At 65.5% G+C, this 21,332-nt stretch carries 17 protein-coding genes and 1 pseudogene; 7 read left to right on the top strand and 11 right to left on the bottom strand.

Annotated features, from left to right (window positions below; genetic code table 11):
• Positions 1-91: 91 nt before the first annotated feature.
• From ACP15K_RS19245 to ACP15K_RS19230, 4 genes are all read left to right on the top strand, one after another.
• Positions 92-1,093, top strand: a complete 1,002-nt coding sequence (locus ACP15K_RS19245) for a TRAP transporter substrate-binding protein (protein ID WP_193143525.1) — start codon at positions 92-94, stop codon at positions 1,091-1,093.
• 70 nt (positions 1,094-1,163) lie between these two features.
• A complete protein-coding gene (locus ACP15K_RS19240) occupies positions 1,164-1,868 on the top strand; it encodes a TRAP transporter small permease (protein WP_193143527.1) in 705 nt (234 codons plus the stop codon).
• A 3-nt stretch (positions 1,869-1,871) separates the two neighbouring features.
• Positions 1,872-3,266: a TRAP transporter large permease gene (locus ACP15K_RS19235; protein WP_193143530.1), complete on the top strand. Its 1,395-nt coding sequence runs from the start codon at positions 1,872-1,874 to the stop codon at positions 3,264-3,266.
• 138 nt (positions 3,267-3,404) lie between these two features.
• Positions 3,405-4,352 (top strand): bifunctional helix-turn-helix transcriptional regulator/GNAT family N-acetyltransferase, encoded by a 948-nt coding sequence (locus ACP15K_RS19230; RefSeq protein ID WP_193140150.1) that lies wholly within the window; start codon positions 3,405-3,407, stop codon positions 4,350-4,352.
• A 169-nt stretch (positions 4,353-4,521) separates the two neighbouring features.
• Here the strand turns inward: ACP15K_RS19230 and trxA are convergent, their stop codons facing one another.
• The 9 genes from trxA to ACP15K_RS19185 all read right to left on the bottom strand — a co-directional run bounded on the left by trxA (position 4,522) and on the right by ACP15K_RS19185 (position 17,912).
• Positions 4,522-4,842, bottom strand: coding sequence for a thioredoxin (gene trxA / locus ACP15K_RS19225; RefSeq protein WP_193140152.1), 321 nt, complete (start codon positions 4,840-4,842; stop codon positions 4,522-4,524).
• 40 nt (positions 4,843-4,882) lie between these two features.
• Entirely contained in the window at positions 4,883-8,278 is a 3,396-nt protein-coding gene (addA, locus tag ACP15K_RS19220; RefSeq protein ID WP_424991327.1) for a double-strand break repair helicase AddA, read from the bottom strand.
• Positions 8,272-11,229 carry a double-strand break repair protein AddB gene (gene addB, locus ACP15K_RS19215; protein WP_424991326.1) on the bottom strand — a complete coding sequence of 986 codons (2,958 nt, stop codon included), beginning with the start codon at positions 11,227-11,229 and terminating at the stop codon, positions 8,272-8,274. The genes addA and addB overlap by 7 nt, the downstream gene beginning before the upstream one ends.
• Positions 11,226-11,927 carry a nucleotidyltransferase family protein gene (locus tag ACP15K_RS19210; protein ID WP_193140157.1) on the bottom strand — a complete coding sequence of 234 codons (702 nt, stop codon included), beginning with the start codon at positions 11,925-11,927 and terminating at the stop codon, positions 11,226-11,228. The genes addB and ACP15K_RS19210 overlap by 4 nt, the downstream gene beginning before the upstream one ends.
• A complete protein-coding gene (locus tag ACP15K_RS19205; protein ID WP_193140159.1) occupies positions 11,903-12,913 on the bottom strand; it encodes an aminoglycoside phosphotransferase family protein in 1,011 nt (336 codons plus the stop codon). Before ACP15K_RS19205 ends, ACP15K_RS19210 begins: the two co-directional genes overlap by 25 nt.
• Positions 12,906-13,409, bottom strand: coding sequence for a tRNA (adenosine(37)-N6)-threonylcarbamoyltransferase complex ATPase subunit type 1 TsaE (tsaE, locus tag ACP15K_RS19200; protein ID WP_193140161.1), 504 nt, complete (start codon positions 13,407-13,409; stop codon positions 12,906-12,908). The genes ACP15K_RS19205 and tsaE overlap by 8 nt, the downstream gene beginning before the upstream one ends.
• Before the next feature lie 263 nt (positions 13,410-13,672).
• Entirely contained in the window at positions 13,673-15,010 is a 1,338-nt protein-coding gene (locus ACP15K_RS19195; protein ID WP_193140163.1) for a S41 family peptidase, read from the bottom strand.
• 122 nt (positions 15,011-15,132) lie between these two features.
• Entirely contained in the window at positions 15,133-16,656 is a 1,524-nt protein-coding gene (gene gpmI, locus ACP15K_RS19190; RefSeq protein WP_424991325.1) for a 2,3-bisphosphoglycerate-independent phosphoglycerate mutase, read from the bottom strand.
• A 338-nt stretch (positions 16,657-16,994) separates the two neighbouring features.
• The gene (locus ACP15K_RS19185; protein ID WP_424991324.1) at positions 16,995-17,912 is read right to left on the bottom strand and encodes a rhodanese-related sulfurtransferase; all 918 of its coding nucleotides are present in this window, start codon (positions 17,910-17,912) and stop codon (positions 16,995-16,997) included.
• A gap of 95 nt (positions 17,913-18,007) precedes the next feature.
• On the opposite strand from ACP15K_RS19185, the gene ACP15K_RS19180 reads away from it, so the two are divergent.
• From ACP15K_RS19180 to pncB, 3 genes are all read left to right on the top strand, one after another.
• Positions 18,008-18,286 carry a hypothetical protein gene (locus tag ACP15K_RS19180; RefSeq protein WP_424991323.1) on the top strand — a complete coding sequence of 93 codons (279 nt, stop codon included), beginning with the start codon at positions 18,008-18,010 and terminating at the stop codon, positions 18,284-18,286.
• Between the two features lie 54 nt (positions 18,287-18,340).
• Positions 18,341-18,946: a bifunctional nicotinamidase/pyrazinamidase gene (pncA, locus tag ACP15K_RS19175; protein ID WP_424991322.1), complete on the top strand. Its 606-nt coding sequence runs from the start codon at positions 18,341-18,343 to the stop codon at positions 18,944-18,946.
• A gap of 71 nt (positions 18,947-19,017) precedes the next feature.
• Entirely contained in the window at positions 19,018-20,310 is a 1,293-nt protein-coding gene (gene pncB, locus ACP15K_RS19170) for a nicotinate phosphoribosyltransferase (protein WP_424991321.1), read from the top strand.
• Between the two features lie 6 nt (positions 20,311-20,316).
• On the opposite strand, the gene ACP15K_RS19165 is transcribed toward pncB, so the two are convergent.
• Together ACP15K_RS19165 and ACP15K_RS19160 are read right to left on the bottom strand one after the other, a co-directional pair.
• On the bottom strand, positions 20,317-20,631 hold the full coding sequence (locus ACP15K_RS19165) for an H-NS family nucleoid-associated regulatory protein (protein ID WP_424991320.1): 315 nt from the start codon (positions 20,629-20,631) through the stop codon (positions 20,317-20,319).
• Between the two features lie 175 nt (positions 20,632-20,806).
• A pseudogene (locus tag ACP15K_RS19160) lies at positions 20,807-21,332 on the bottom strand (IS5 family transposase); the annotation flags it as partial.

The raw sequence follows: 21,332 nt of genomic DNA, 5'->3' as shown, positions 1-21,332 counted from the left end.
TGTTGCCGGACTCTTTTTAATGGTGATGATGATTTGGGGGCGCGCATTTTTGTGTGGTCCTGTTTTCAGCGACTGATCGGGAGGATGATCGATGAAATTTGTGACTGCAGCGGCGACAGCCATGGGTCTTGTGCTGGCGGCGGGGTCTGCGATGGCGGCCTGCGATGATGGCGAGATTGTCATCAAGTTCAGCCATGTGACCAACACCGACAAGCATCCCAAGGGGATTGCCGCCTCGTTGCTGCAAGAGCGCGTGAACGACGAGATGAACGGGACCGCCTGCATGGAGGTCTATCCGAACTCGACGCTTTACAACGATGACCAGGTTCTCGAGGCGATGCTGCAGGGCGACGTGCAGATGGCCGCGCCCTCGCTGTCGAAATTCGAGAAGTTCACCAAGAAGTTCCGCATCTTCGACCTGCCGTTCATGTTCAAGAACATGGAGGCTGTCGAGGCGTTCCAGTCGTCGGACACCGGCCAGGACATGCTGAGTTCGATGCAGCGCCGCGGCCTTCAGGGGCTGGGCTTCTGGCACAATGGTCTCAAGCAGTTCTCGGCCAACAAGCCGCTGATCCTGCCCACCGATGCGGCCGGTCTGAAGTTCCGGGTGCAGCCGTCGGACGTGCTGGTGGCACAGATGGAAGCGCTGGACGCCAGCCCGCAGCCGATGGCCTTTTCCGAGGTTTACGGCGCCCTGCAGACCGGCGTTGTGGATGGCCAGGAGAACACCTGGTCGAACATCTACGGCCAGAAGTTCTTTGAAGTTCAGGACGGCATCACCGAAACCAACCACGGCCTGCTGGACTATATGGTCGTGACCTCGGTCGACTGGTGGGACGGGCTGCCCGAAGACGTGCGCACCCAGCTGCAGACCATCGTCGAGGAAGTCACCGCGACCCGCAACGCGGCCATCGCGCAGGTGGATGCCGACAACCGCCAGGCGGTTCTGGACGCCGGCGGCGTGATCCGCGAACTGACGCCCGAGCAGCGTGCGGCCTGGGTCGAGGCGATGAAGCCGGTGTGGATCCAGTTCGAAGGCGACGTGGGGGCCGATGCGATCGACGCGGCCCAGCAGATCAACGCCTCGATGTAATCGCGATCACCAGACAGACAGGCCGTCCGGCGCGACCGGGCGGCCTTTTCCTGAGGGGAGGGAGCAGCCGATGAGCGCGCATTCCAGACATCAACCGCAGACCGCGTTGGGGCGGGTCGTCGCCCGCACCGAAGAAGTCGTCATCGCCGCCATTCTGGGCATCATGGTGCTGCTGACCTTCATCAACGTGGTGCTGCGCTATGTATTCAACGAAAGCCTGATCTGGGGCCTTGAGGTGGTGCTGGTGCTGTTCGCCTGGCTGGTGCTGTTCGGCATCTCGCATGCGTTCCGGATCACCGCCCACCTGGGCGTGGACGCGGTGATCAACCTGCTGACGGCGCCGAAACAGCGCGTCCTGGCGATCATCGCGGCGCTGTGCTGCTGCCTGTACGCGATCCTGCTGATGAAGGGGGCCTGGGATTACTACGCGCCCTTCGCCGGGATGGACGCGACCACCGGGCGCTGGTTCCCGACCGGTCTGGCCGATAGCCGCGACCAGGCCTGGTACGAGACCGACCAGATCCCGATGGTGGACTGGCTGCGCTGGCTGGAGCCGATCTTCAACGAAGGCGAAGCCTACGAGAAGCTGCCGCGGATGGTGCCCTATCTGATCCTGCCCGTGGGCTGCCTGCTGCTGCTGGTGCGGGTGGTCGAAGTGACCATCGGCATCATCAAAGGCACCCATGAGAGCCTGATCGTGAGCCACGAGGTCGAGGACCAGGTCGACGACCTCAGCGCCACCCACCACGACACGCCCTTCGGCAAGGACACCTGACCCATGGAAATCGTACTTCTGTTCTTGATGGTCATCGGCCTGCTGCTGATCGGCGTGCCGATCGCGGTGGGGCTGGGCCTCAGCTCGATCATCTTCCTGCTGCTCAATTCCGACAGCTCGCTGGCCTCGGTGGCGCAATCGCTCTACCAGGCGATGGCCGGGCACTACACGCTGCTGGCGATCCCGTTCTTCATCCTGGCCTCAAGCTTCATGTCCACCGGCGGGGTGGCGCGGCGGATCATCCGCTTTGCCATCGCCTGCGTCGGCCACCTGCCGGGCGGGCTGGCGATCGCCGGGGTGTTTGCCTGCATGATCTTCGCCGCACTCTCGGGATCGTCCCCGGCGACGGTTGTGGCGATCGGTTCCATCGTCATCGCGGCGATGCAGAAGGTGGGCTATTCCAAGGACTTCGCCGCCGGGGTCATCTGTAACGCCGGCACCCTGGGCATCCTGATCCCGCCGTCCATCGTGATGGTGGTCTATGCCTCGGCCACGGATGTCTCGGTCGGGCGGATGTTCCTGGCCGGGGTCATTCCGGGCCTGATGGCCGGCTTGATGCTGATGATCACCATCTATGTCATCGCCAAGGTCAAGAACCTGCCCAAGGGCGACTGGCTGGGCTGGAGCGAGGTCGGCGACTCCTTCCGCGACGCCTTCTGGGGGCTGATGCTGATCGCCATCATCATGATCGGCATCTACGGCATTCCCGGCCTGACCGGCGCCATCTTCACCCCCACCGAAGCGGCCGCCGTGGCCTCGGTCTATGCCTTCCTGGTGGCCTGTTTCGTCTATCGCGACATGGGTCCGCTGGCCACCAAGGACGGGGCGCGCAACATCTCGCTGCTGCGCAAGCCGCAGGCGCTGATCACGGCGTTCTTCCACCGCGACACGATCAACACGCTCTATGATGCGGGCAAGCTGACCATCACGCTGATGTTCATCATCGCCAACGCGCTGATCCTGAAGCACGTGCTGACCGACGAACAGGTGCCCCAGCACATCGCCGAGGCGATGCTGGGCGCGGGCCTGGGCCCGATCACCTTCCTGATCGTGGTCAACGTGATCCTGCTGATCGGCGGCCAGTTCATGGAGCCCTCGGGCCTGCTGGTCATCGTCGCGCCGCTGGTCTTCCCGATCGCCATCCAGCTGGGCATCGATCCGATCCACCTGGGCATCATCATGGTGGTCAACATGGAGATCGGCATGATCACCCCGCCGGTGGGCCTGAACCTCTTCGTGACCTCCGGCGTCGCCGGAATGCCGATGATGGCCGTCGTCCGAGCCGCCCTGCCGTTCCTGGCCGTGCTCTTCGTCTTCCTCATCATGGTCACCTACATCCCGGCCCTCTCGACCTTCCTCCCAACAGCGCTCATGGGACCGGAAATCATCACGAATTAGGCCGCAGAAGCCTGATGTGGACGATGTTTCGAAAGCCCCGCCAATGGCGGGGCTTTCTACATGGGCGCAGCACTGTTGATTTTCAGGGTTCCAGTGATATAGTTGTATGATACAACTATATATGTCGGGGGGAACACCATGGATCAGGATGCACTTGTCACCGGCATTCGTGCCGCCTCGCGCGATCTGGTGCGGCACTGGGGATTTCTGGGACGCTCGGTCGCCGGGTCCGATCTGTCGGGATCGGCGGCCCATGCGCTGATCGAGATCGGGCGCACCGATGGGTTGTCGGCGCGCGATCTCTCGGCACGCCTGCAACTGGAGAAATCCACCGTCAGCCGGTTGGTAAAATCGCTGATGCAACGTGGCGAAGTCACGGAAACCGCCTCGCGCCACGATGCGCGCTCCAAACACCTCCATCTGACCGAAAAGGGCCGGCAGACGCTGGCCGGCATCGACCGCGTGGCCAAAGCCCAGGTGGCCGGCGCCTTGTCCCGCCTGCCGTCAGATCGCCAGATCCAGGTTCTGGAGGGCCTGTCGACCTACGCGGGTGCCTTGGGGCAGGCGGCGCCATTGCCTGCCCCGCCGAGGCCCGAGATTGAAATCCATGAAGGATATGTCGACGGGTTGCTGGGACGCGTGGCGCAAATCTGCGCGCAGCGCATCCAGAAGGACTATCCCTTCGGCCGCGCCTTCGAATGCCGGATCGCGCGGGACATGTCGGACTTCCTGCCGCGCGCCGACCGGCCCGAAAACGGCATCTGGTATGGCCGGGCCGCAGATCAGATCGTCGGCAGCATAAGCATTGACGGAGAAAGCCTGGGCGAAGGTCGCGCGCATCTGCGCTGGTTCGCGGTGACCGAGGCGGCCAGCGGTGCCGGCCTTGGGCGGCGTCTGCTCGACAGGGCTTTGGCGCATTGCGATGCCCAGGGCTTCCCGGAAACCCACCTGTGGACCCTGAAGGGGCTGGATGCGGCGCGCCGCCTCTACGAACACCGTGGCTTTACCCTGGCCGAAGAGTTCCCGGGCGACCAATGGGGCGCCACGGTGACCGAACAGAAATTCATCCGCCCCCGTCCGGTCTGATCCGCCAACACGCAGCGTCTGCCCAATCTTCTTGGCAAAAATACTCCGGGGAGAACGAGGGGCTGGCCCCTCGCTCCGACATCGCACCCACCGCGCAACACCTGCACTCCAGACCAACGAAAAACGCCCCGCAACAGGGGCGGGGCGTTCACATCCAGAAAGCAGCCGCTTAAAGGCTGTCTTCGATCCAGCTTTTCAGGGCCGCCTTGGGGGCCGCGCCGGTCTTGTTGGAAACCACTTCGCCATTCTTGTAGAGGAACAGCGCCGGGATCCCGCGGATGTGCAGCGCTTGTGCGGTCTGCATGTTCTCGTCGACGTTGACCTTGACGATCTTCACCTTGCCATCCAGCTCGACCGACAGCTCTTCCAGCGCCGGGCCGATCTGCTTGCAGGGGCCGCACCATTCGGCCCAGAAGTCGACGACGACGGGCAGGTCGGCCTGTTTGACCTCGGTGTCAAAGGTGGCGTCGGTTACTGCTTGTGTTGCCATGGGGTCCTCCTTGGCGCACTGAAACTCCTGAAGGCGGAACCTAGGTATCCGGCCCGCCAGCGTCAAGCCGTGGTGGCGCCGCAAGCCCCCGCCGCAAGGCGTCCCGAACCAGCGTATCCGGCAAGGGCATCAGGCGGGCGCCACGGGTCCACAGGATCGCGGTACGGATCTCGCGTCCGGGGTAAATCTGTTGCAAAGCATGGGCATAGGCGCCCATCTGCCGCAACAGCCCTTCGGGAACCGCCTGCGGCGTGTCGGGTACCTGCGGGTTGGATTTGAAATCAATCGCCAGAACGTGATCTTCGGCCAAAATCAACCGATCCACCAGCCCATACAGCGGTGGACCGCCGGGCAGGGCGGCGGTCAGCGGCACCTCGGCCAGATGATGGAGCGCGAACAGTTCTGCCAGGGCCGGGGCGGTCAGCACATCTGTGGCTTCGGCCAGCAATGCGGCCCGGTCTTCACCCGCGATCTCGCCCAGCAGGTGATCGGCCATGGCGGGCCAGGACGCGGGCGCATGGCCGGGCAGATGTTCCAGCAGATTGTGCAGGGCGTTTCCGCGTGCCTTTGCGGCTTCCTCATCCAGGTTCTGGTCGCCGGGCAGCGCCTTGGTGCCGCCCAGATCCGACGGGCTGCGGGTCTTTACGCGATCTTCCACCGGGATCACGGGCAGGGTGGCCCAGCCGGGAAGCCCCATACGCGCCTCGGGGATTGTAACGGGGGTGATCAGCGGTCCCTCGGTCCAGGTGCCCTGTTCCAGCCGCAGACCGGGGCCGGTGGGAAACGCGCACGACTGCGCCCCCAGCTCAGTTAGACCGTCCTGCACCTGTTCGTGCCAGGTCAGGGCGTTCGAATTGGTGCCATTCTCGGCGGCACAAACCCAAAGCCAGGTTTCGGCGCGGGTCATGGCGACATACAGAAGGCGCTGCCGCTCGGCCTCCAGCCGGGCGCGCCAGGCATCGCGGGCCTGTGCCAGCGCTTCGGGCATGTCGCCCGAGGCCGGCAGCCACGCCGGCCAGCCGTCCGCATGGGGCAGCACCTCGCCGGGCGTCGGCGCCTTGCGCTTGCCACAATCTGGAAGGATGACCAGCGGTGCCTCAAGCCCCTTGGCGCCATGCACGGTCATCACCCGCAGCCGCCCGCCCGCGCTTTCGGCCTGCCGCTTGATTTCCACGTCGTCGGCGCGCATCCATTCCAGAAATCCGGTCAGGCTAGGCACATCGGCCTGTTCATAGGCCAGTGCCTCGGCCAGCAGGGCATCGATCGACTCCTCGCAATCCGGGCCCAGTCGCGCCACCAGACGCTCGCGGCCGCCGTGGCGCGTCAGGATGCGTTCCAGCAGGTCATAGGGGCGCAGGAAATCAGCCTGTTTGCGCAGGTCGCGCAGCATTTCATGGGTCGGGCTGCCGGTACGCTCGGTGCGCAAGGCGGCCCAAAGCGTGCCGCGCCGCGGTTGTGCAAGCCGATAAAGATCGTCTTCGGACCAGCGCAGCAGCGGCGAACGCAGCGCGCAGGCCAGCGCCAGATCATCCTCGGGCAGGGCGAGGAAGGCCAGCAGCGCCAGCAGGTCGCGCACCGGCAGTTCGCGGGTGATGGTCAGCCGATCGGCCCCGGCAATTTCAAGCCCCTTGTCCTTGCAGGCGCGCAGGATCTCGCGAAACAGGGCGTTGCGCCGCTGCACCAGGATCATCACGTCGCCCTCGGTCAACGGGCGGCGCTGACCGTTGGTCAGGGGGATGGTCTCGCCCGCGTCGATCAGGCGGCGCAATTCGGTGGCGATCTTGTCAGCCAGCCGCGCGTCCTGATGGGTTTCGGACCGCTTGTCCACCGGATCGTACCACTCGGCATCGTCCTGAGCTTCCGGCGCGGGTTCCAGTGGCCAGACATCGACCCGGCCGGGCAGGGCGTCGAAAAATGCCGCATGGCTGGGCGGGCCGCCGACGCCGTCGCCCCGTTCGCCCGCGAACCCGGCATCCACCGCCGACAGGATTGCGCCCGCCGAGCGGAACGAATGCTGCAACTGTTGGTCGCGCAGACCGTCACCCTGACCAGTCAGGGCAGCAGCGAACTTGTCGCGCATCCGGTCGAATTCCGCCGGATCGGCGCCCTGAAACGAATAGATCGACTGTTTCTTGTCGCCGACCACAAAGATCGTCCGGGTCACGTCATCGCGCGCCCCGGCGCCTGCGGTCAGCTCGCGCGCCAGCAGTTCGATCACCTCCCATTGCACCGGGTTGGTGTCCTGCGCCTCGTCCACAAGGATATGGTCGATGCCGCCATCCAGCTTGTAAAGCACCCAGTCCGCCACCGCCGGATCGCGCAGCAGATCGCGGGCGTGCAATAGCAGGTCATCGAAATCCAGCCAGCCACGGGCCGATTTGCGGGCCTCCATCGCCGGCAGGAAGACCCCGGCAAAACCATGTAGCGCGGCGGACTTGCGGGCAGCGGCCAGGGCAAGGCGGCGGGGGCGGGCCTCGGCAACGCGCGCCATCAGGTCGTTGAGCGCCTCCATCACCCCGTCACCCAGAACTTTTTGCGAGGGTTTGGTGGGGAAAGACCCGATCTTGGGGCCAAAGGGCACCTTGGCCCCCGCTTTGGTCAGCAGGACATCCTCCAGCGCCGACAGCCCGGCCAGCGTGTCGGGCGCGGTCGTGAACGGGCGCAGCTTGTCGGCGGCCTTGCCATCGTTGCCGCCCTTGGCCTCCAGCACCCGAACCAGCGTGGCCAGCAGGTCGGCCTCGGCACCGTCGAACACCTCGGCCAGCAGCGCGTCCTCGCTGAAATCCGGGGGCAGATCCAGCGCGGTCAGGCAGGCGGACAGATCCATCGGCGCGGCGAAACCCTCGCGGTGCGACAGCACCTGCCGGGCGAGACCGGGCAGATCGTCGTCGGTCAGATAGGCGGCCACGGCGTCAATGGCCCTGGCACCGGGGCCCTCGGCCAGCCCGTCCAGAACATCCGTAAACAGCGCCTCGGCCGAGCGGTCGTCAAGTTCGACAAACCCCGGCGGCACCCCGGCTTCCAGCGGGAACTGCCGCAGCAGGGCCGCGCAAAAGGCGTGGATTGTCTGGATTTTCAGCCCGCCGGGGGTTTCGATGGCCCGCGCGAACAGCCGCCGGGCGGCGTCCAGCCGTTCAATGTCCAGCGCGCCGGTGACGCCCTTGCGGGTCAGTTCGGCGCGCAGGGTGGCGTCGTCCAGCATCGCCCAATCCCCCAACTGGCCGAACAGGCGGTTCTGCATCTCGCTCGCGGCGGCCTTGGTATAGGTCAGGCACAGGATGTTCTGCGGCGGCACCTGGTCCAGCAACAGCCGCGCCACCCGGTCGGTCAGCACCCGCGTCTTGCCCGACCCGGCATTGGCCCCCAGCCAGGTCGAGGCCATGGGATCGGCGGCCGCGATCTGGCGGCGGGTGGCGTCGTCCAGCGGGGCTACCATCCCACGTCCTCCGGTTCGGGCATGTCCGAGAATTCCCATTCGCCCCGGCGCGACAGATGCGCGTAGTCGCTTTCATAGGTGATGGTCTTGGGCGCGGGCTGGGCGGTGTATCCCTGTGTGGGATCGTCATAGGCCGCGATCAGTTGCGCCAGTTCCGTCAGAACCTGCGCGGTGGGCAGATCGTCCAGCGGGGCAGGCGATTCATCCAGCTTGGCATTGAGACCAAGGTAGACGGCCCGTGACACCGGGGTCGGCGGCAGATCCTCGAACCCCGCGGTTTCGGCAATCGCCACTTCCAGCAGCAACTGCTTGGCAAAGGCTTTCTGCACCTTGTCGGTGGGCGGCGCGCCGGTCTTGTAGTCATAGATCCGCAGCGTGCCATCCGCGACGCGGTCGATGCGGTCGGCCTGCGCGGTCAGGGTGAAGCGCGCCTCGGGCAGCTCCAGCCGCCCCTTGCATTCGCCGGGGATCGGGTCGGCGTCGGCTTGCCGTGCGGCCTCGGCGGTAAGGAAGCGGTCGGCGATGCGGGCCAGCCGCCCGCGCCACAGCCGCCGCGCTGTAGGCCAGGGAAGCTCGGCCAGCGCGCGGTCGGCGGCGGTCATCATCGCATCGCGCCGGGTTGCCGGGGGCAGGGACTTCAGGTGCGGCACCACCTCCTCCATCACCTTGTGCAAGACGATGCCGCGATCGCGCATGTCGGCGGTGGCGCGCAGCGGGTCCAGTCGCCGCAGGCCCAGAATTCGGCGGGCATAGACCGCGTAAGGATCACGGATCAGGGTTTCGACCATGGTCACCGGCAGTTCGCGCGGGCGGTGATCCAGCGGCGGGCGCGGCGCCGGGCGTGGGGCGGCAGGCACCGGGGCGGCGGGCCGGTCCAATGCGGCGGCCATGGCCACCCAGACCGCACCCCGGGCGCGCATCGCGGACAGGGCCTCGGCCCCGTTTTGATCGGGCAGACCCGCCATCAGATTGGTCAGCCGGTTCAGCCAGCGCGAGGGTACGGTTTCGGCCTCGCCATCGCGGCGGGCGCGGCTGAGGATCGCCTCGGGCGCGGCGATAGCTTGCTGGAAATCATGTGCCGACAGGCCGATGCGGCGTTCGGGCAGCAGCAGTCCCGCCTGCGCCCGCATCCGGCGGTTCAGCCATGGATCGGGGTCGGGAAGCTCGGGCCAACTGCCATCGTTCAACCCGGCCAGCACCACAAGGTCAGCGCCCTGCACGCGGGCCTCCAGCGTACCCCAGATCATCACGCGCGGATCGGGCCGGGTGGCGCTGCGCACCTCGCCGCCCAGCAAGGCATTGACCAGAATGTGAAACTCGCCGGCATCCATCGTGCCCCCGGCTTCGGCTTCCTGCGCCAGTTCGGTCAGCACCCGGCGGGCTTCCTCGCCCGCGTTCTCGTCCCAGACCGGGGCCGGGACATCATCAGGCGCGCCGGGACCAAGGCTGAGGCGGGTCACGAGGGTTTCAAGCCAAACGGTGTGATCGGCCAGCGGCATGGTCCCGCGGCTGTCATGGCCAAGGCAGGTGTCACAGATCCAGCCGACCCACAGCGCCACGTCCTCGGCCTCCCGCACGCGTCGCGCGCCATAGGTTTCGGCCCAGGCGGTCAGGGTTTCGGCGTCGGGAAAGGCATGCCCCTTGCGGCGCAAGTGCAGTTCCAGCTCCCGCGTCCACAGCAGGTGCTGGCCCCGGTCGGCGGCGTCATGCACCAACGGGTGTTTCAGCAGCACCAGCAGGGCCTCGGCGGTCAGCTTCTGTCCGGCCAGCCCGGTGACATGACGGATCAACCGGCCGGGTGCTGTTTGCCGCAGCGGCGCACCGGCGCTGTCGTCTGGCTCGATCCCCCAGCGGGCCAATGCCGCCGTCACCCGCCGCGTCAGCATCCGGTCGGGCGTGATCAGCGCCGCGATGCGCCCGTCCTCGACCGCCTTGCGCAGGCACAGGGCCAGCGCATTGGCTTCGCCGCGCGGATCGGGGGCCTCGATCAGCGTCAGCCCCTCGGTCGCACCCCGCAGATCCCCCAGATCGGGCCCGTCGCGACGCCAGCCATCGGTGACCGGAGCCGGACGCAGCGCCAGCGACACCAGCCGGTTGCGCGATTCCGAAGGCGCGGGACAGTCGGCCCAGTCGGGGATCGTGGCCGGGTCATGACCGAAGGCCTCGGCCAGCGCGGCAAAGCGGTATTGCGGGTGGTCCTGCTGCGCCACCGGGTCGGTCAGGCTGCGCCACAGGTCGGGCGGCATATGTGGATCGACCCCCGGCAGCACCACCGCGCCCTGGGGCAGATCGACCACCGCCTGCATCAGCCGCGCCGTGGTGCCGCGCGATCCGGTCGAGCCTGCGATGAGGACCGGCTCCAAGGGCGGGGTGCGCTGCCAGTCCCGGATCAACCCATCAACGATCAGCCGCTGCCGCGCCTCCTTGTCAATCCCGCCCGCGGCATCGGGCGTCAGGAACTGCCCGGCCAGTGCGATGAACTTCTGGCTGCGCGCCCAATGGCCGGACTGGTCGGTGACATCCAGCGTTTCGATGGCAGACAGGGGCACGCCTTCGCTTTGCATCTCGTCCAGCAGCGCGGTCAGGCTGGTGGCCAGATCGAAGGCCGCACTGTCCGGGGCAAGGTCAGGTTCGATCTCCAGCAGGCGGGCGACCAGCTGGCGCAACTCCAGCCGTCGCCGCAGGGGCGGGATCGCGGGCGGCAAATCAGTGCTGGCCGTCTGCCCAAGCTCGGCAACCAACCTGATGCGGGGCAACAGACAGGGCGGGCCTTCGGTAAACAGGGCGGTGATCCGCCGCTCCATCCGCCGGGTGTTCACATACAGCGTCACACGGGCCAGCGCCTCGGGCGGTGCCCCGGCATAGCGGGCGCGCAGACCAGCGACCAGTGCGGCCGGAAAATCCACGCCCGGCGGCACGCGATACAGACCGGGGGCAACGCGACGGGTCATGGCAAAACCTGCGGTGGCGCGGCCAGCATTGCCTCGGCCAGCGGAATGGCCTGGGGATAACCCACGTCGCACCAGCCGCCGCGATGCACCACGCCGAACAGGCGGCCCTCGGCGCCATAGCGGTTCCACAGCAGGTTCAGCGAAAACACCCGGTCGGGAATGTCGGACAGGCCTGCGGGGTCGAGGATCTGCACCCCGGAATAGACGTACTCGGCGCCACGCGTCAGTTGGCCATCGGGCGCGCGGCTGAAATCCCCCACGCCCTTGTGGCCGGTTGCGCGCGCCGCCGGAACAAGGCACAGCAGCGCCGACATGCGGCTCGGCTCCCAGGCCGCGCGCAGGGTCTCCAGCGGGTTCGGCCCGGTCCAGACCGCATCGGTGTTCATCGTGAACACCGGCCCCAAACCCAGATGCGGCAGCGCGTTGCGCAGCCCGCCGCCGGTGTCCAGGATCTCCGGCATTTCCGGCAGAACGGTTACGCCGCGCCCGTCCAGATGCGCCGCGATCATCTCGGTCTTGTAGTGAGCGTTCACCACGGTGCGCGCCACGCCTGCCACTTCGGTCAGCGCCAGCGCATGATCCAGCAAGGACCGGCCCGCGACCTCGATCAGCGGTTTGGGACGGGTGTCGGTCAGGGGCGCCATGCGGGTGCCGAACCCCGCGGCAAACAGCATCACGGCGTCGGGACGGTTCCGCATCGGGCTCTCAACTGGGTCAGGAATTCAGGGGTCGGGGCGGGCAGGGCCGCCGTGGCCGCGCGCAGATCCTGCAGGGCGGGGTGGGCCAAATCGCCTTGCAGATGGTCCCAGACGCGCGGGATCAGGTCGACATAGCGCGCCTTGCCCACATGCAGGCACAGGCGGGCAAAAATGCCAAGGATGCGCAGGTTGCGCTGTGCCCCCAGCACCGCCAGCGCGGTGGCCAGCGCATCAGGCGGCGTGCCTGTGGCGGCAGCAAACCGCGCCTCCAGCCGGGCGCGAAGCGCTGGGGCCAGATCGCGGCGGGCGTCTTCCAGCAGCGACACCAGATCATAGGCGGGCAGACCGGCAAAGGCGTCCTGAAAGTCCAGCAGCCCGACCCGTGCGGGGCCTGTACGGTCCGGCAGCCAGACCAGGTTCTCGGCATGGAAATCGCGATGCACCAGCACTGGGGTGTCCCAGCCCTCAAGCGCGGCCAGAACCGGGTCCAGCGCCGCGGCAAACCCGGCGGCCAGTTCGGGTTGCGGGGTGCCAAGACCGACGTACCAATCTGCGGCAGGCGCGGTCATCTCCGCCAGTGTCGACGGGCCATAGCGCGGCACATCATCCGGCACCGGGCAGGTCTGAAGGGCCACCAGAAGATCGACGGCGGCCTCGTACAAGGAGGTCTCACGCGCAGGATCGGCAAGGATATCCTGCGCGAACATGGTCGCGCCCAAGTCTTCCAGTAAAAGCAAACCGTCCTGTGGCTGACCGGCCAGAATCCGCGGGGCGCTCAACCCGTGGCGCACCAGATGTCCCGCAAGGGCGGCGAAACGAACCGTGCTGTCGTCCGGCTGCGGCGGTGCAATCATCAGCACGGCAGACTGGCCGTCGGGCTTGCACAACCGTTCATAGCGGCGGCTGGAGGCGTCCCCGGCCAGCGCCTGCCGCGCGGCCAGGTGCCACTCGGCCGCCCGCAGAAAGTCCGTCACACGGTCAGTCATCTGCAAACCCGCCTGTTTTCAGTATCTGCGCCAGCCGCGCAGGCCAGGCCGGGCCCCCCGATGACAGGGTCACCACCCGCCGATCACCCTCTTGCGGCGCGAAGGTCAGCAACAAGGCACTGGACGGCAGGTCTTCTCCCATCCGGTCGGGCCATTCGATCAGGCACAGCGCGGTCTCGAAAGCCTCTTCAAGCCCCAGTTCGAACAATTCGTCCGGGGTCGAAAGGCGGTAGAGATCGCTGTGCCAGATCTCCAGATCTCCGGCCTGATAGGTCTGGACAAGCGTGAAGGTCGGCGAGGGAATATCCTCGTCCTTGCCGACGGCATTCAACCGGTGCCGGATCAGGGTGCGGGCGAAAAAGCTCTTCCCGGCGCCGATGGGACCGGCCAATGCCAGCGTGTCCCCGGCGCCCAGCTCGGGCGCCAGCGCGCGGGCCAGGCGGGCGGTAGCCTCCTCGTCGGGCAGGGACAGCGTCAAGGGCAGGGGTGCGATCATGGCCGGACTATGCTGCGCCGCGCATGGGGCGGCAAGTCGGTTGAAACCAGTATCGGGCCGCAAGAGCGATCTTTGGCAAACGAGCGACCCCCACAGACCACGGGCAAGGGCGCGGCATGGCAATTTCTTCTTGGAAAAAATACTCAAATGGGCGCAACCGCATCCACCGGGATCCCGCGTGCCAATTGTCACGATGCGAAAGCCAAGGGCGGTTTTTCAACCGGACACCCGCAGCGCGACACGCGCGGGTGTCCGGCCCCGGATCAATCCGCGCGGGTGCTCAGCGCGGCCAGTCCATTCAGAACGTCGATGGCATAGGCCAGCTGATAGTCCTGCTTGCGCAGGTCGGCTGCGGCCTTGGCGCGGGCCTCGTCCTCTTCCAACTGGCGCATCTCGTCATCGCTGATCGAGTCGTTGCCAAGCGAGCCGCGCAGGTCGGCTTCGCTGCGGGTGTGCGCATCGTCCTCGGTCTGGTCGTCCAGTTCATCCGTGCGCGGCGGCTGTTCCACGATGATGTCGGGCGACACGCCAAGCGCCTGGATCGACCGGCCCGACGGGGTGTAGTAGCGCGCGGTGGTCAGGCGCATGGCACCGTCGCCGCGCAGCGGCATGACCGTCTGGACCGATCCCTTGCCGAAGCTCTTGGTGCCGACGACGATGGCGCGGCGATGATCCTGCAACGCACCGGCGACGATCTCGGACGCCGAGGCCGAACCGCCGTTGATCAGCACCACAAGGGGCTTGCCTTCGGCCAGATCGCCTTCGGTGGCGTTGTAGCGTTCGCTGTCCTGGATGTCGCGGCCGCGGGTCGAGACGATCTCGCCCGCATCGAGGAAGGCGTCGGACACGCGGATCGCCTGGGTCAGCAGGCCGCCGGGATTGTTGCGCAGGTCCAGCACGATGCCCGAGACATTGTCGATCCCGCCCAGTTCCGCGACCGAGTTCTGCAGGCCTTCCTGCAGGTTCGGGAAGGTCTGGTCGTTGAAGGTGGTGATCCGCAGCACCACCGTGTCGCCCTCGGTGCGGGCGCGGACGGCGGTCAGTTTGATGGTGTCGCGGGTGATCGACACGTCAAAGGCCTCGTCCAGCCCTTCGCGCACCACGGTGATGATGATCTCGGAGCCGACCGGCCCGCGCATCAGTTCCACCGCCTCGTCAAGGTTCAGCCCCAGCACGCTTTCGCCATCCACATGGGTGATGAAATCGCCGGCTTCGATGCCCGCCTCGTCGGCGGGGGTGTCGTCGATGGGCGAGACCACCTTGACAAAGCCGTTTTCCTGCGTGACCTCGATGCCCAGCCCGCCAAACTGGCCGCGGGTCTGCACGCGCATGTCATCGGCATCCTCGGGCGACAGATAGGAGGAATGGGGATCGAGCGAGGTGAGCATGCCGTTGATCGCCGCTTCGATCAGATCGGTTTCATCCACTTCTTCCACATATTGCGCGCGGATCCGTTCAAAGATGTCGCCGAACAGGTCGAGTTGTTCATAGACCGTGCGCGCTTCACTTTGTTCCTGTGCCAGAAGCGGGCCGGCCACCTGCGTGGTCAGAACGGCCCCGGCCAGGGTGCCTCCGATCGCGGCCATCACGAAAGATCTCATCTGTGGGCGGTCCTTTCCTGTCCGGCTCCCTGCGGGAACCCTTTCGGATCATATAATGCCTATTCCAAAAGGGGGCGCCAGTTCCAACCGCGCCCCGGGTCACAATTCCGTGGATTTCCGCCTCACGCGCGGCGGATCAGGCTGCGGCCGGTCATTTCCTCGGGCTGCGGCAGGCCCATCAGCTCCAGCAGGGTGGGGGCCAGATCGGCCAGGCGGCCGTTTTCCAGCCGCGCGCCGACCGGGCCGCCGACCAGGGCCACCGGCACCGGGTTGATGGTATGGGCGGTGTGCGGGCCGCCGGTTTCGGGATCCACCATGGTTTCGCAATTGCCGTGATCGGCGGTCACGATCATCGCGCCACCGGCCTTGTCCAGCGCCGCGGTGACGGCGGCCAGGCCCCGGTCCACGGCCTCGCAAGCCTTTTTGGCGGCATCCAGATCGCCGGTGTGGCCGACCATGTCGGGATTGGCGTAATTGGTGACGATCAGATCATAGCCCGCTTCGATCGCCTCGACGAATTTCGCGGTGACTTCGGCGGCCGACATTTCCGGGGCAAGATCATAGGTGGCGACCTTGGGCGAGGGCGGCATGGCGCGCTCTTCGCCCACTTCCGGGCTTTCCTTGCCGCCGTTGAGGAAGAAGGTCACATGGGGATACTTCTCGGTCTCGGCCAGGCGGAACTGGGTGCGGCCATGCTTTGCGACCCAGGCGCCCAGCGTGTTGATGATCGAGCGTTTGGGAAACACCGTGGTGAACCACGCGTTGTGATCGTCGGAATATTCCACCATGCCCAGCAACGCGGCCCAGTCGGGGCGGGTGCCGATATCGAAGTCGGTGAAATCGGGTTGGGCGATGGCGCGCAGGATTTCGCGCGCACGGTCGGCGCGGAAGTTCAGGCAAAAGAAGCCGTCACCGTCGCGGGCACCGGCGAAATCGCCGATCACCGTGGCCGGGATGAACTCGTCATTGGCGCCCGCGTCATAGGACTGGGTGACGGCGGTGACCGCATCCGGGGCGGCCTTGCCCCTGGCGTGCACCATGGCGTCATAAGCAGTGGCGATACGTTCCCACCGGTTGTCGCGATCCATGGCGTAGTAGCGGCCGATGACCGTGGCGATGGTGGCCCCGTCGGGCAGCGCGTCAGAAAGCTGTGCCATGTACCCGGCGGCGGATTTCGGCGGTACGTCGCGGCCATCGGTGATGGCATGCAGCGCCACTGGCACCCCCAGATCGGTGAGGGCTCGGCAGGCCGCGACCACATGATCGATGTGGCCATGCACGCCACCGTCCGAGATCACGCCCATCAGATGCGCGGTGCCGCCGCTGGCCTTCAGGGTTTCGGCAAAGGCTACCAGGGAGGGGGTCCTGGTGAAAGAGCCATCCTCGACCGCGAGATCGATCTGGCCCAGGTCCATGGCGACAACCCGGCCCGCGCCGATGTTGGTGTGGCCGACCTCGGAATTGCCCATCTGGCCGCTGGGCAGGCCGACATCGGGACCGTGGGTAATGAGCTGTGCGGTCGGACAGCTGGCCATGATCCGGTCGAAGGTGGGCGTATCGGCGAGGGCCGGGGCGTTGGCGGTGCGGTCAGGATTTGCGCCCCAACCATCGAGAATGCACAGGACAACGGGTTTCGGGGTGGGCATGGGGGCACTCCTTCGATCGGCACGCGTTGGCGTTCATATAGCGGTCAGGCGCGCATAGTGCGAGGGGCAAGGGGAGGCTCCCGCCGCCTGGACGACCTGACGATCGCAAGGCGTTGGGCCGGGCAGGCGCGGGCTTTGCCCCCGCCTGCGGGCGCGCGGAACGGGTGAACAGGGTTTTGGTTGGCGGCTGTGCGGTTCGTGCTGGGAGGCCGTTTGCGGGCAGGTCTGCCGCAAACAGGCCATCGCAAGGGTGGGGGCGAGTCGCGCCCGCCTCAAGGCCGCTCGTGCCTCGGGCCTTGACCCGGCCCCGACTCACTGGCCCCGACCCACTGGCCCGGTCAATCGGCGGTATCGGCGCGGCCCAGGTGTTTTTCGCCGCGCGCCTTGGCGAGCGCGATCTGCTTCTGGCGTTCGCGGAAGCGAGCCTTGTCAGAGTCGGACGTTTCCGAAAGGCACTGGTGGCAGGAGACGCCCTCTTCGAACTCGGGGCGGTCGCGATCTTCGGGCAGGATCGGGCGGCGACAGGCATGGCACAACTGGTGTGGGCCTTCTTTCAGGCCGTGGCCGACACTGACCCGCCCGTCAAAGACAAAGCAGTCACCGTGCCAGAGGCTGTCTTCGGCGGGCACCTCTTCAAGGTATTTCAGGATGCCGCCCTTGAGGTGATAGACGTCGTCCACCCCTTCCCCCAGCAGGTAATTGGTGGATTTCTCGCAGCGGATGCCGCCGGTGCAGAACATGGCAATACGTTTGTTGTGGAACCGATCCTTGTTGGCCTCCCACCAGGCTGGAAACTCGCGAAAGCTGGTGGTTTCGGGATCGACGGCGTTTTCGAAAGTGCCGATGGCGACTTCATAGTCGTTGCGGGTGTCGATGACCGCCACGTCCGGGGCCGAGATCAGCGCGTTCCAGTCCTGTGGGTCCACGTAGTGGCCGGTGCCGGCCAGTGGGTCGACCTGCGGCTGGCCCATGGTCACGATCTCGCGCTTCAGGCGCACCTTCATGCGGCCGAAGGGTTGGTCGCTGGCGGTGCTTTCCTTCCAGTCCAGGTCGGCGCAGCCGGGCAGGGCGCGGATATGGGCCAGCACGGCGTCGATTCCGGCGCGCGGCCCGGCAATGGTGCCATTGATCCCCTCGGGCGCGATGAGAAGGGAGCCGGTGACGGCCTTCTCGGTGCAGAGGGCCCGCAGTGGATCGCACAGCGCAGAGGCATCCTTGAAGGGGGTGAAGTGGTAAAGCGCGGCAATTGTGTACATCGGGGCGTTCCGGCATCGGGGTTTGCCCGGAAATAGCCTTGACCCCATCCGAAATGCAAATGAACCTTGGCGCGGCAAACAACAAGGAAGCCTTGATGCGACAACCCCTTCTTATTCTCCCGGTTCTTGGCGGTCTGGCCGCGCTGTCCGGGTGTAGTGCGACCGAAACCGCGGCTGTCATCGAAGACCCCGGTGCGTTCACCTGCCGCGAAACGGCCGCAGCGCGGAACAACGTCAGCTTCGATGAAACCAGCGCCGACCTGATCAACGTCGATATCTCAGAGCGAAAGCACTATGTCGTTTCAGTCAAGGGCAAGCAGATCAAGTGCTCGGTTGACGACGAAGGCTCGTTGTACGAGTTCACGACGATGTAAACCGCTGGCGGCGCCTTCGACGTCGCCAATCTTGCGAAGATGGAAACACCTGCCATGCGCCCCAGCACCGACGCCCTGATCGTGATCGACGTGCAAAATGATTTCTGCGAGGGCGGCGCACTTGCCGTGTCCGGCGGGTCAGAGGTCGTGGCGCCGATCAATGCGCTGATGGCCGAGTTTCCGGTGGTGGTGCTGTCGCAGGACTGGCACCCGGCGGATCATGCGTCTTTCGCCAGCCAGCACCCGGGCCGCGCGCCGTTCCAGATGATCGACATGCCCTATGGGCCGCAGGTGCTGTGGCCGGATCATTGCGTGCAGGGGCGCAGCGGCGCGGCGTTTCACCCGGATCTGGATGCCGACCGGGCGCAGATGATCGTGCGCAAAGGATTTCGACGCGGGATCGACAGCTATTCGGCATTTTTCGAGAATGATCACACCACGCCGACCGGGCTGGACGGGTATTTGCGGGCGCGCGGGGTGTCGCGGCTGACCTTCGTCGGGCTGGCGCTGGATTTCTGCGTGCAGTTTTCAGCGGTGGATGCGGCGAAAGCCGGGTTCAGGGCCGAAGTGCGGCAGGACCTGTGCCGGGCCATCGATCTGGACGGCTCGCTTGCCGGCGCCCGTGCTGCGATGGCTGCTGCCGGGGTCGCGCTGATCTGACGTCAAGGGACGCCCCTTGCGCTATCCCCTCAGGATTGCTCTAGTATTTCAAGAGACAGGAGGGTCGGTCCATGGTGGATATCGCCACGCGCGTCTACAATCACAAATGGAAGATCGACCCGATCATCCGTTCGTTGATCGACACCGATTTCTACAAGCTGCTGATGTGCCAGTCGGTATTTCGCAACAAGCCTGATACCCATGTGGAATTCAGCCTGATCAATCGCAGCCGGAATATCCGGCTGGCGGATGTGATCGACGAAGGCGAATTGCGCGAACAGCTGGATCACATCCGCAGCCTGTCGCTGAGCCGCGGCGAAAGCACCTGGCTGCGCGGCAACATGTTCTATGGCAAGCGCCAGATGTTCCGCCCCGATTTCATGGAGTGGTTCGAGAATTTCCGCCTGCCGCCCTATCACCTGGAAAAGCGCGACGGGCAGTACGAGCTGACCTTCGAAGGCCGTTGGCCCGAAGTCATGCTGTGGGAAATCCCGGCGCTTTCCGTGCTGATGGAATTGCGCGGACGGGCGGTTCTGAATGCCATGGATCGCTTCGAATTGCAGGTGCTCTATGCGCGGGCCATGACAAAGCTGTGGGAAAAGGTGGAACAGTTGCGGCCCGAGCCGGATCTGCGGATTGCCGATTTCGGGACCCGGCGCCGGCATTCCTTTCTTTGGCAGGATTGGTGCGTGCGGGCCATGCGGGAAGGGCTGGGAGACCGCTTTGTCGGCACTTCGAACTGCCTGATCGCCATGCGCCGCGAACTGGAGGCGATCGGCACGAATGCCCATGAACTGCCCATGGTTTACAGCGCCTTGGCCGATACGGACGAGGAATTGCGGCAAGCCCCCTATCGGGTTCTGGCGGATTGGCACGAAGAACACGAAGGCAATCTTCGGATCATCCTGCCAGATACCTATGGCACCGAGGGATTCCTGAAAGAGGCGCCCGACTGGCTGGCGGGCTGGACCGGGATCCGCATTGACAGCGGCGATCCGGCGGGCGGTGCGGAAACGGCCATCGACTGGTGGAAGGACCGCGGCGAGGATCCGCGACAGAAGCTGGTGATCTTCTCGGATGGTCTGGACGTCGACAAGATGCTGGAACTTCAGGCCCGGTTTCGCGGGCGGGTCCGGGTGTCCTTTGGCTGGGGCACCCTGCTGACCAACGACTTCCGCGGCCTGGTGGCCGACGACGCGCTGGCGCCGTTCTCGCTGGTGTGCAAGGCGGTCAGTGCGGATGGCCGCCCAACAGTGAAGTTGAGCGACAATCCCAACAAGGCAATGGGACCGGCGGAGGAGGTAGCGCGCTATAAACGCGTGTTCAACGTCGGTCTACAGAAGCCGCGCGCGGTCGTGGTCTGACCGCGATCAGGCGATCAGAAGATCATCAACCGAAGCGCCGCCGTCGATGGCGTCCTTGAACCACTGAGGCTGGCGGCCACGGCCACTCCACGTCAGGTCCGGGTTTTCCGGGTGACGGTATTTTGCCGGACGGCTGACGCCCGATTTCTTGGCGTGATCCACGACTTCGTTGAGGGAAAATCCGAATTCCCGCACCGTGGCTTCAGCCGCAGCGAATGCTTCCTTGCGGCGACGTTCTTCGAACGTCTCAATCGCCCGTCCCACCTTGGTGTGCAGCGATTTCAGTTCTGCCAGAGAAAGTTCGCTCAGATCGATATCCATGTGTCAGCCTTCTGTTTTCAGGATCACTTCAATTACAGGAGTGAATTGGAGTTTGGCAAGGTACTAGTTAGATACATTGGTGTTGTTTTCCACAATACAATGAATCCCGCGTTTAATCGGAATTTTCAAATGGATCGGGAAGAGCCTTGATCTAGGGTCAGGACTCGTTCTTGTCTCAAAGCCAGAACATGACGGTTGCGGCCAATGCGATGGCTGAGAGGAAGACTTTTGGGCATCGGTCGTAGCGAGTGGCCACACGCCGCCAGTCTTTCAGTCTTCCGAACATGATCTCGATGCGGTTGCGGCGCTTGTATCGACGCTTGTCATACTTGATGGCTGTCTTGCGCTGCTTTCGGCCGGGGATACAGGCTCGTATCCCCTTGTCTTTCAATGCTTCTCTGAACCAGTCTGCGTCATAGCCCCGGTCCCCGAGCAGCCACTCGGCATTCGGCAGGCTGCTCACCAATGCCCGTGCGCCGATGTAATCGCTCACCTGCCCGGCGGTGACGAAGAGATTGATTGGTCGCCCCAGGCTGTCGCAGACGGCGTGCAGCTTTGTATTCATACCGCCCTTGGTTCGGCCGATCAGGCGGCCACGCCCCCCTTTTTAACGCCCAGGCTGGACGCGGTGCGGTGTGCCTTCAGATACGTCGCGTCGATCATCACGGTCTTTTCTTCACTGTGTTCGGCGGCCAGCCCAG

Origin of the sequence: Fluviibacterium sp. S390, from assembly GCF_049800695.1 — a bacterium.
Classification (GTDB): domain Bacteria; phylum Pseudomonadota; class Alphaproteobacteria; order Rhodobacterales; family Rhodobacteraceae; genus Meridianimarinicoccus.
The sequence above is the reverse complement of the archived record's forward strand: the minus strand, read 5'-3'. Positions and strand labels throughout refer to the sequence as shown.

Bases quoted from the DNA above. Each gene is read 5' to 3' on its own strand.
- ACP15K_RS19230 (WP_193140150.1), top strand. From the start codon at position 3,405: ATGGATCAGGATGCACTTGTCACCGGCATTCGTGCCGCCTCGCGCGAT.
- ACP15K_RS19205 (WP_193140159.1), bottom strand. From the start codon at position 12,913: ATGACTGACCGTGTGACGGACTTTCTGCGGGCGGCCGAGTGGCACCTG.
- gpmI (WP_424991325.1), bottom strand. From the start codon at position 16,656: ATGCCCACCCCGAAACCCGTTGTCCTGTGCATTCTCGATGGTTGGGGC.
- addA (WP_424991327.1), bottom strand. From the start codon at position 8,278: ATGGTAGCCCCGCTGGACGACGCCACCCGCCGCCAGATCGCGGCCGCC.
- ACP15K_RS19165 (WP_424991320.1), bottom strand. From the start codon at position 20,631: ATGGATATCGATCTGAGCGAACTTTCTCTGGCAGAACTGAAATCGCTG.
- ACP15K_RS19235 (WP_193143530.1), top strand. From the start codon at position 1,872: ATGGAAATCGTACTTCTGTTCTTGATGGTCATCGGCCTGCTGCTGATC.
- tsaE (WP_193140161.1), bottom strand. From the start codon at position 13,409: ATGATCGCACCCCTGCCCTTGACGCTGTCCCTGCCCGACGAGGAGGCT.
- addB (WP_424991326.1), bottom strand. From the start codon at position 11,229: ATGACCCGTCGCGTTGCCCCCGGTCTGTATCGCGTGCCGCCGGGCGTG.
- pncB (WP_424991321.1), top strand. From the start codon at position 19,018: ATGGTGGATATCGCCACGCGCGTCTACAATCACAAATGGAAGATCGAC.
- ACP15K_RS19245 (WP_193143525.1), top strand. From the start codon at position 92: ATGAAATTTGTGACTGCAGCGGCGACAGCCATGGGTCTTGTGCTGGCG.
- ACP15K_RS19210 (WP_193140157.1), bottom strand. From the start codon at position 11,927: ATGCGGAACCGTCCCGACGCCGTGATGCTGTTTGCCGCGGGGTTCGGC.
- trxA (WP_193140152.1), bottom strand. From the start codon at position 4,842: ATGGCAACACAAGCAGTAACCGACGCCACCTTTGACACCGAGGTCAAA.
- ACP15K_RS19185 (WP_424991324.1), bottom strand. From the start codon at position 17,912: ATGTACACAATTGCCGCGCTTTACCACTTCACCCCCTTCAAGGATGCC.
- ACP15K_RS19240 (WP_193143527.1), top strand. From the start codon at position 1,164: ATGAGCGCGCATTCCAGACATCAACCGCAGACCGCGTTGGGGCGGGTC.
- ACP15K_RS19180 (WP_424991323.1), top strand. From the start codon at position 18,008: ATGCGACAACCCCTTCTTATTCTCCCGGTTCTTGGCGGTCTGGCCGCG.
- ACP15K_RS19195 (WP_193140163.1), bottom strand. From the start codon at position 15,010: ATGAGATCTTTCGTGATGGCCGCGATCGGAGGCACCCTGGCCGGGGCC.
- pncA (WP_424991322.1), top strand. From the start codon at position 18,341: ATGCGCCCCAGCACCGACGCCCTGATCGTGATCGACGTGCAAAATGAT.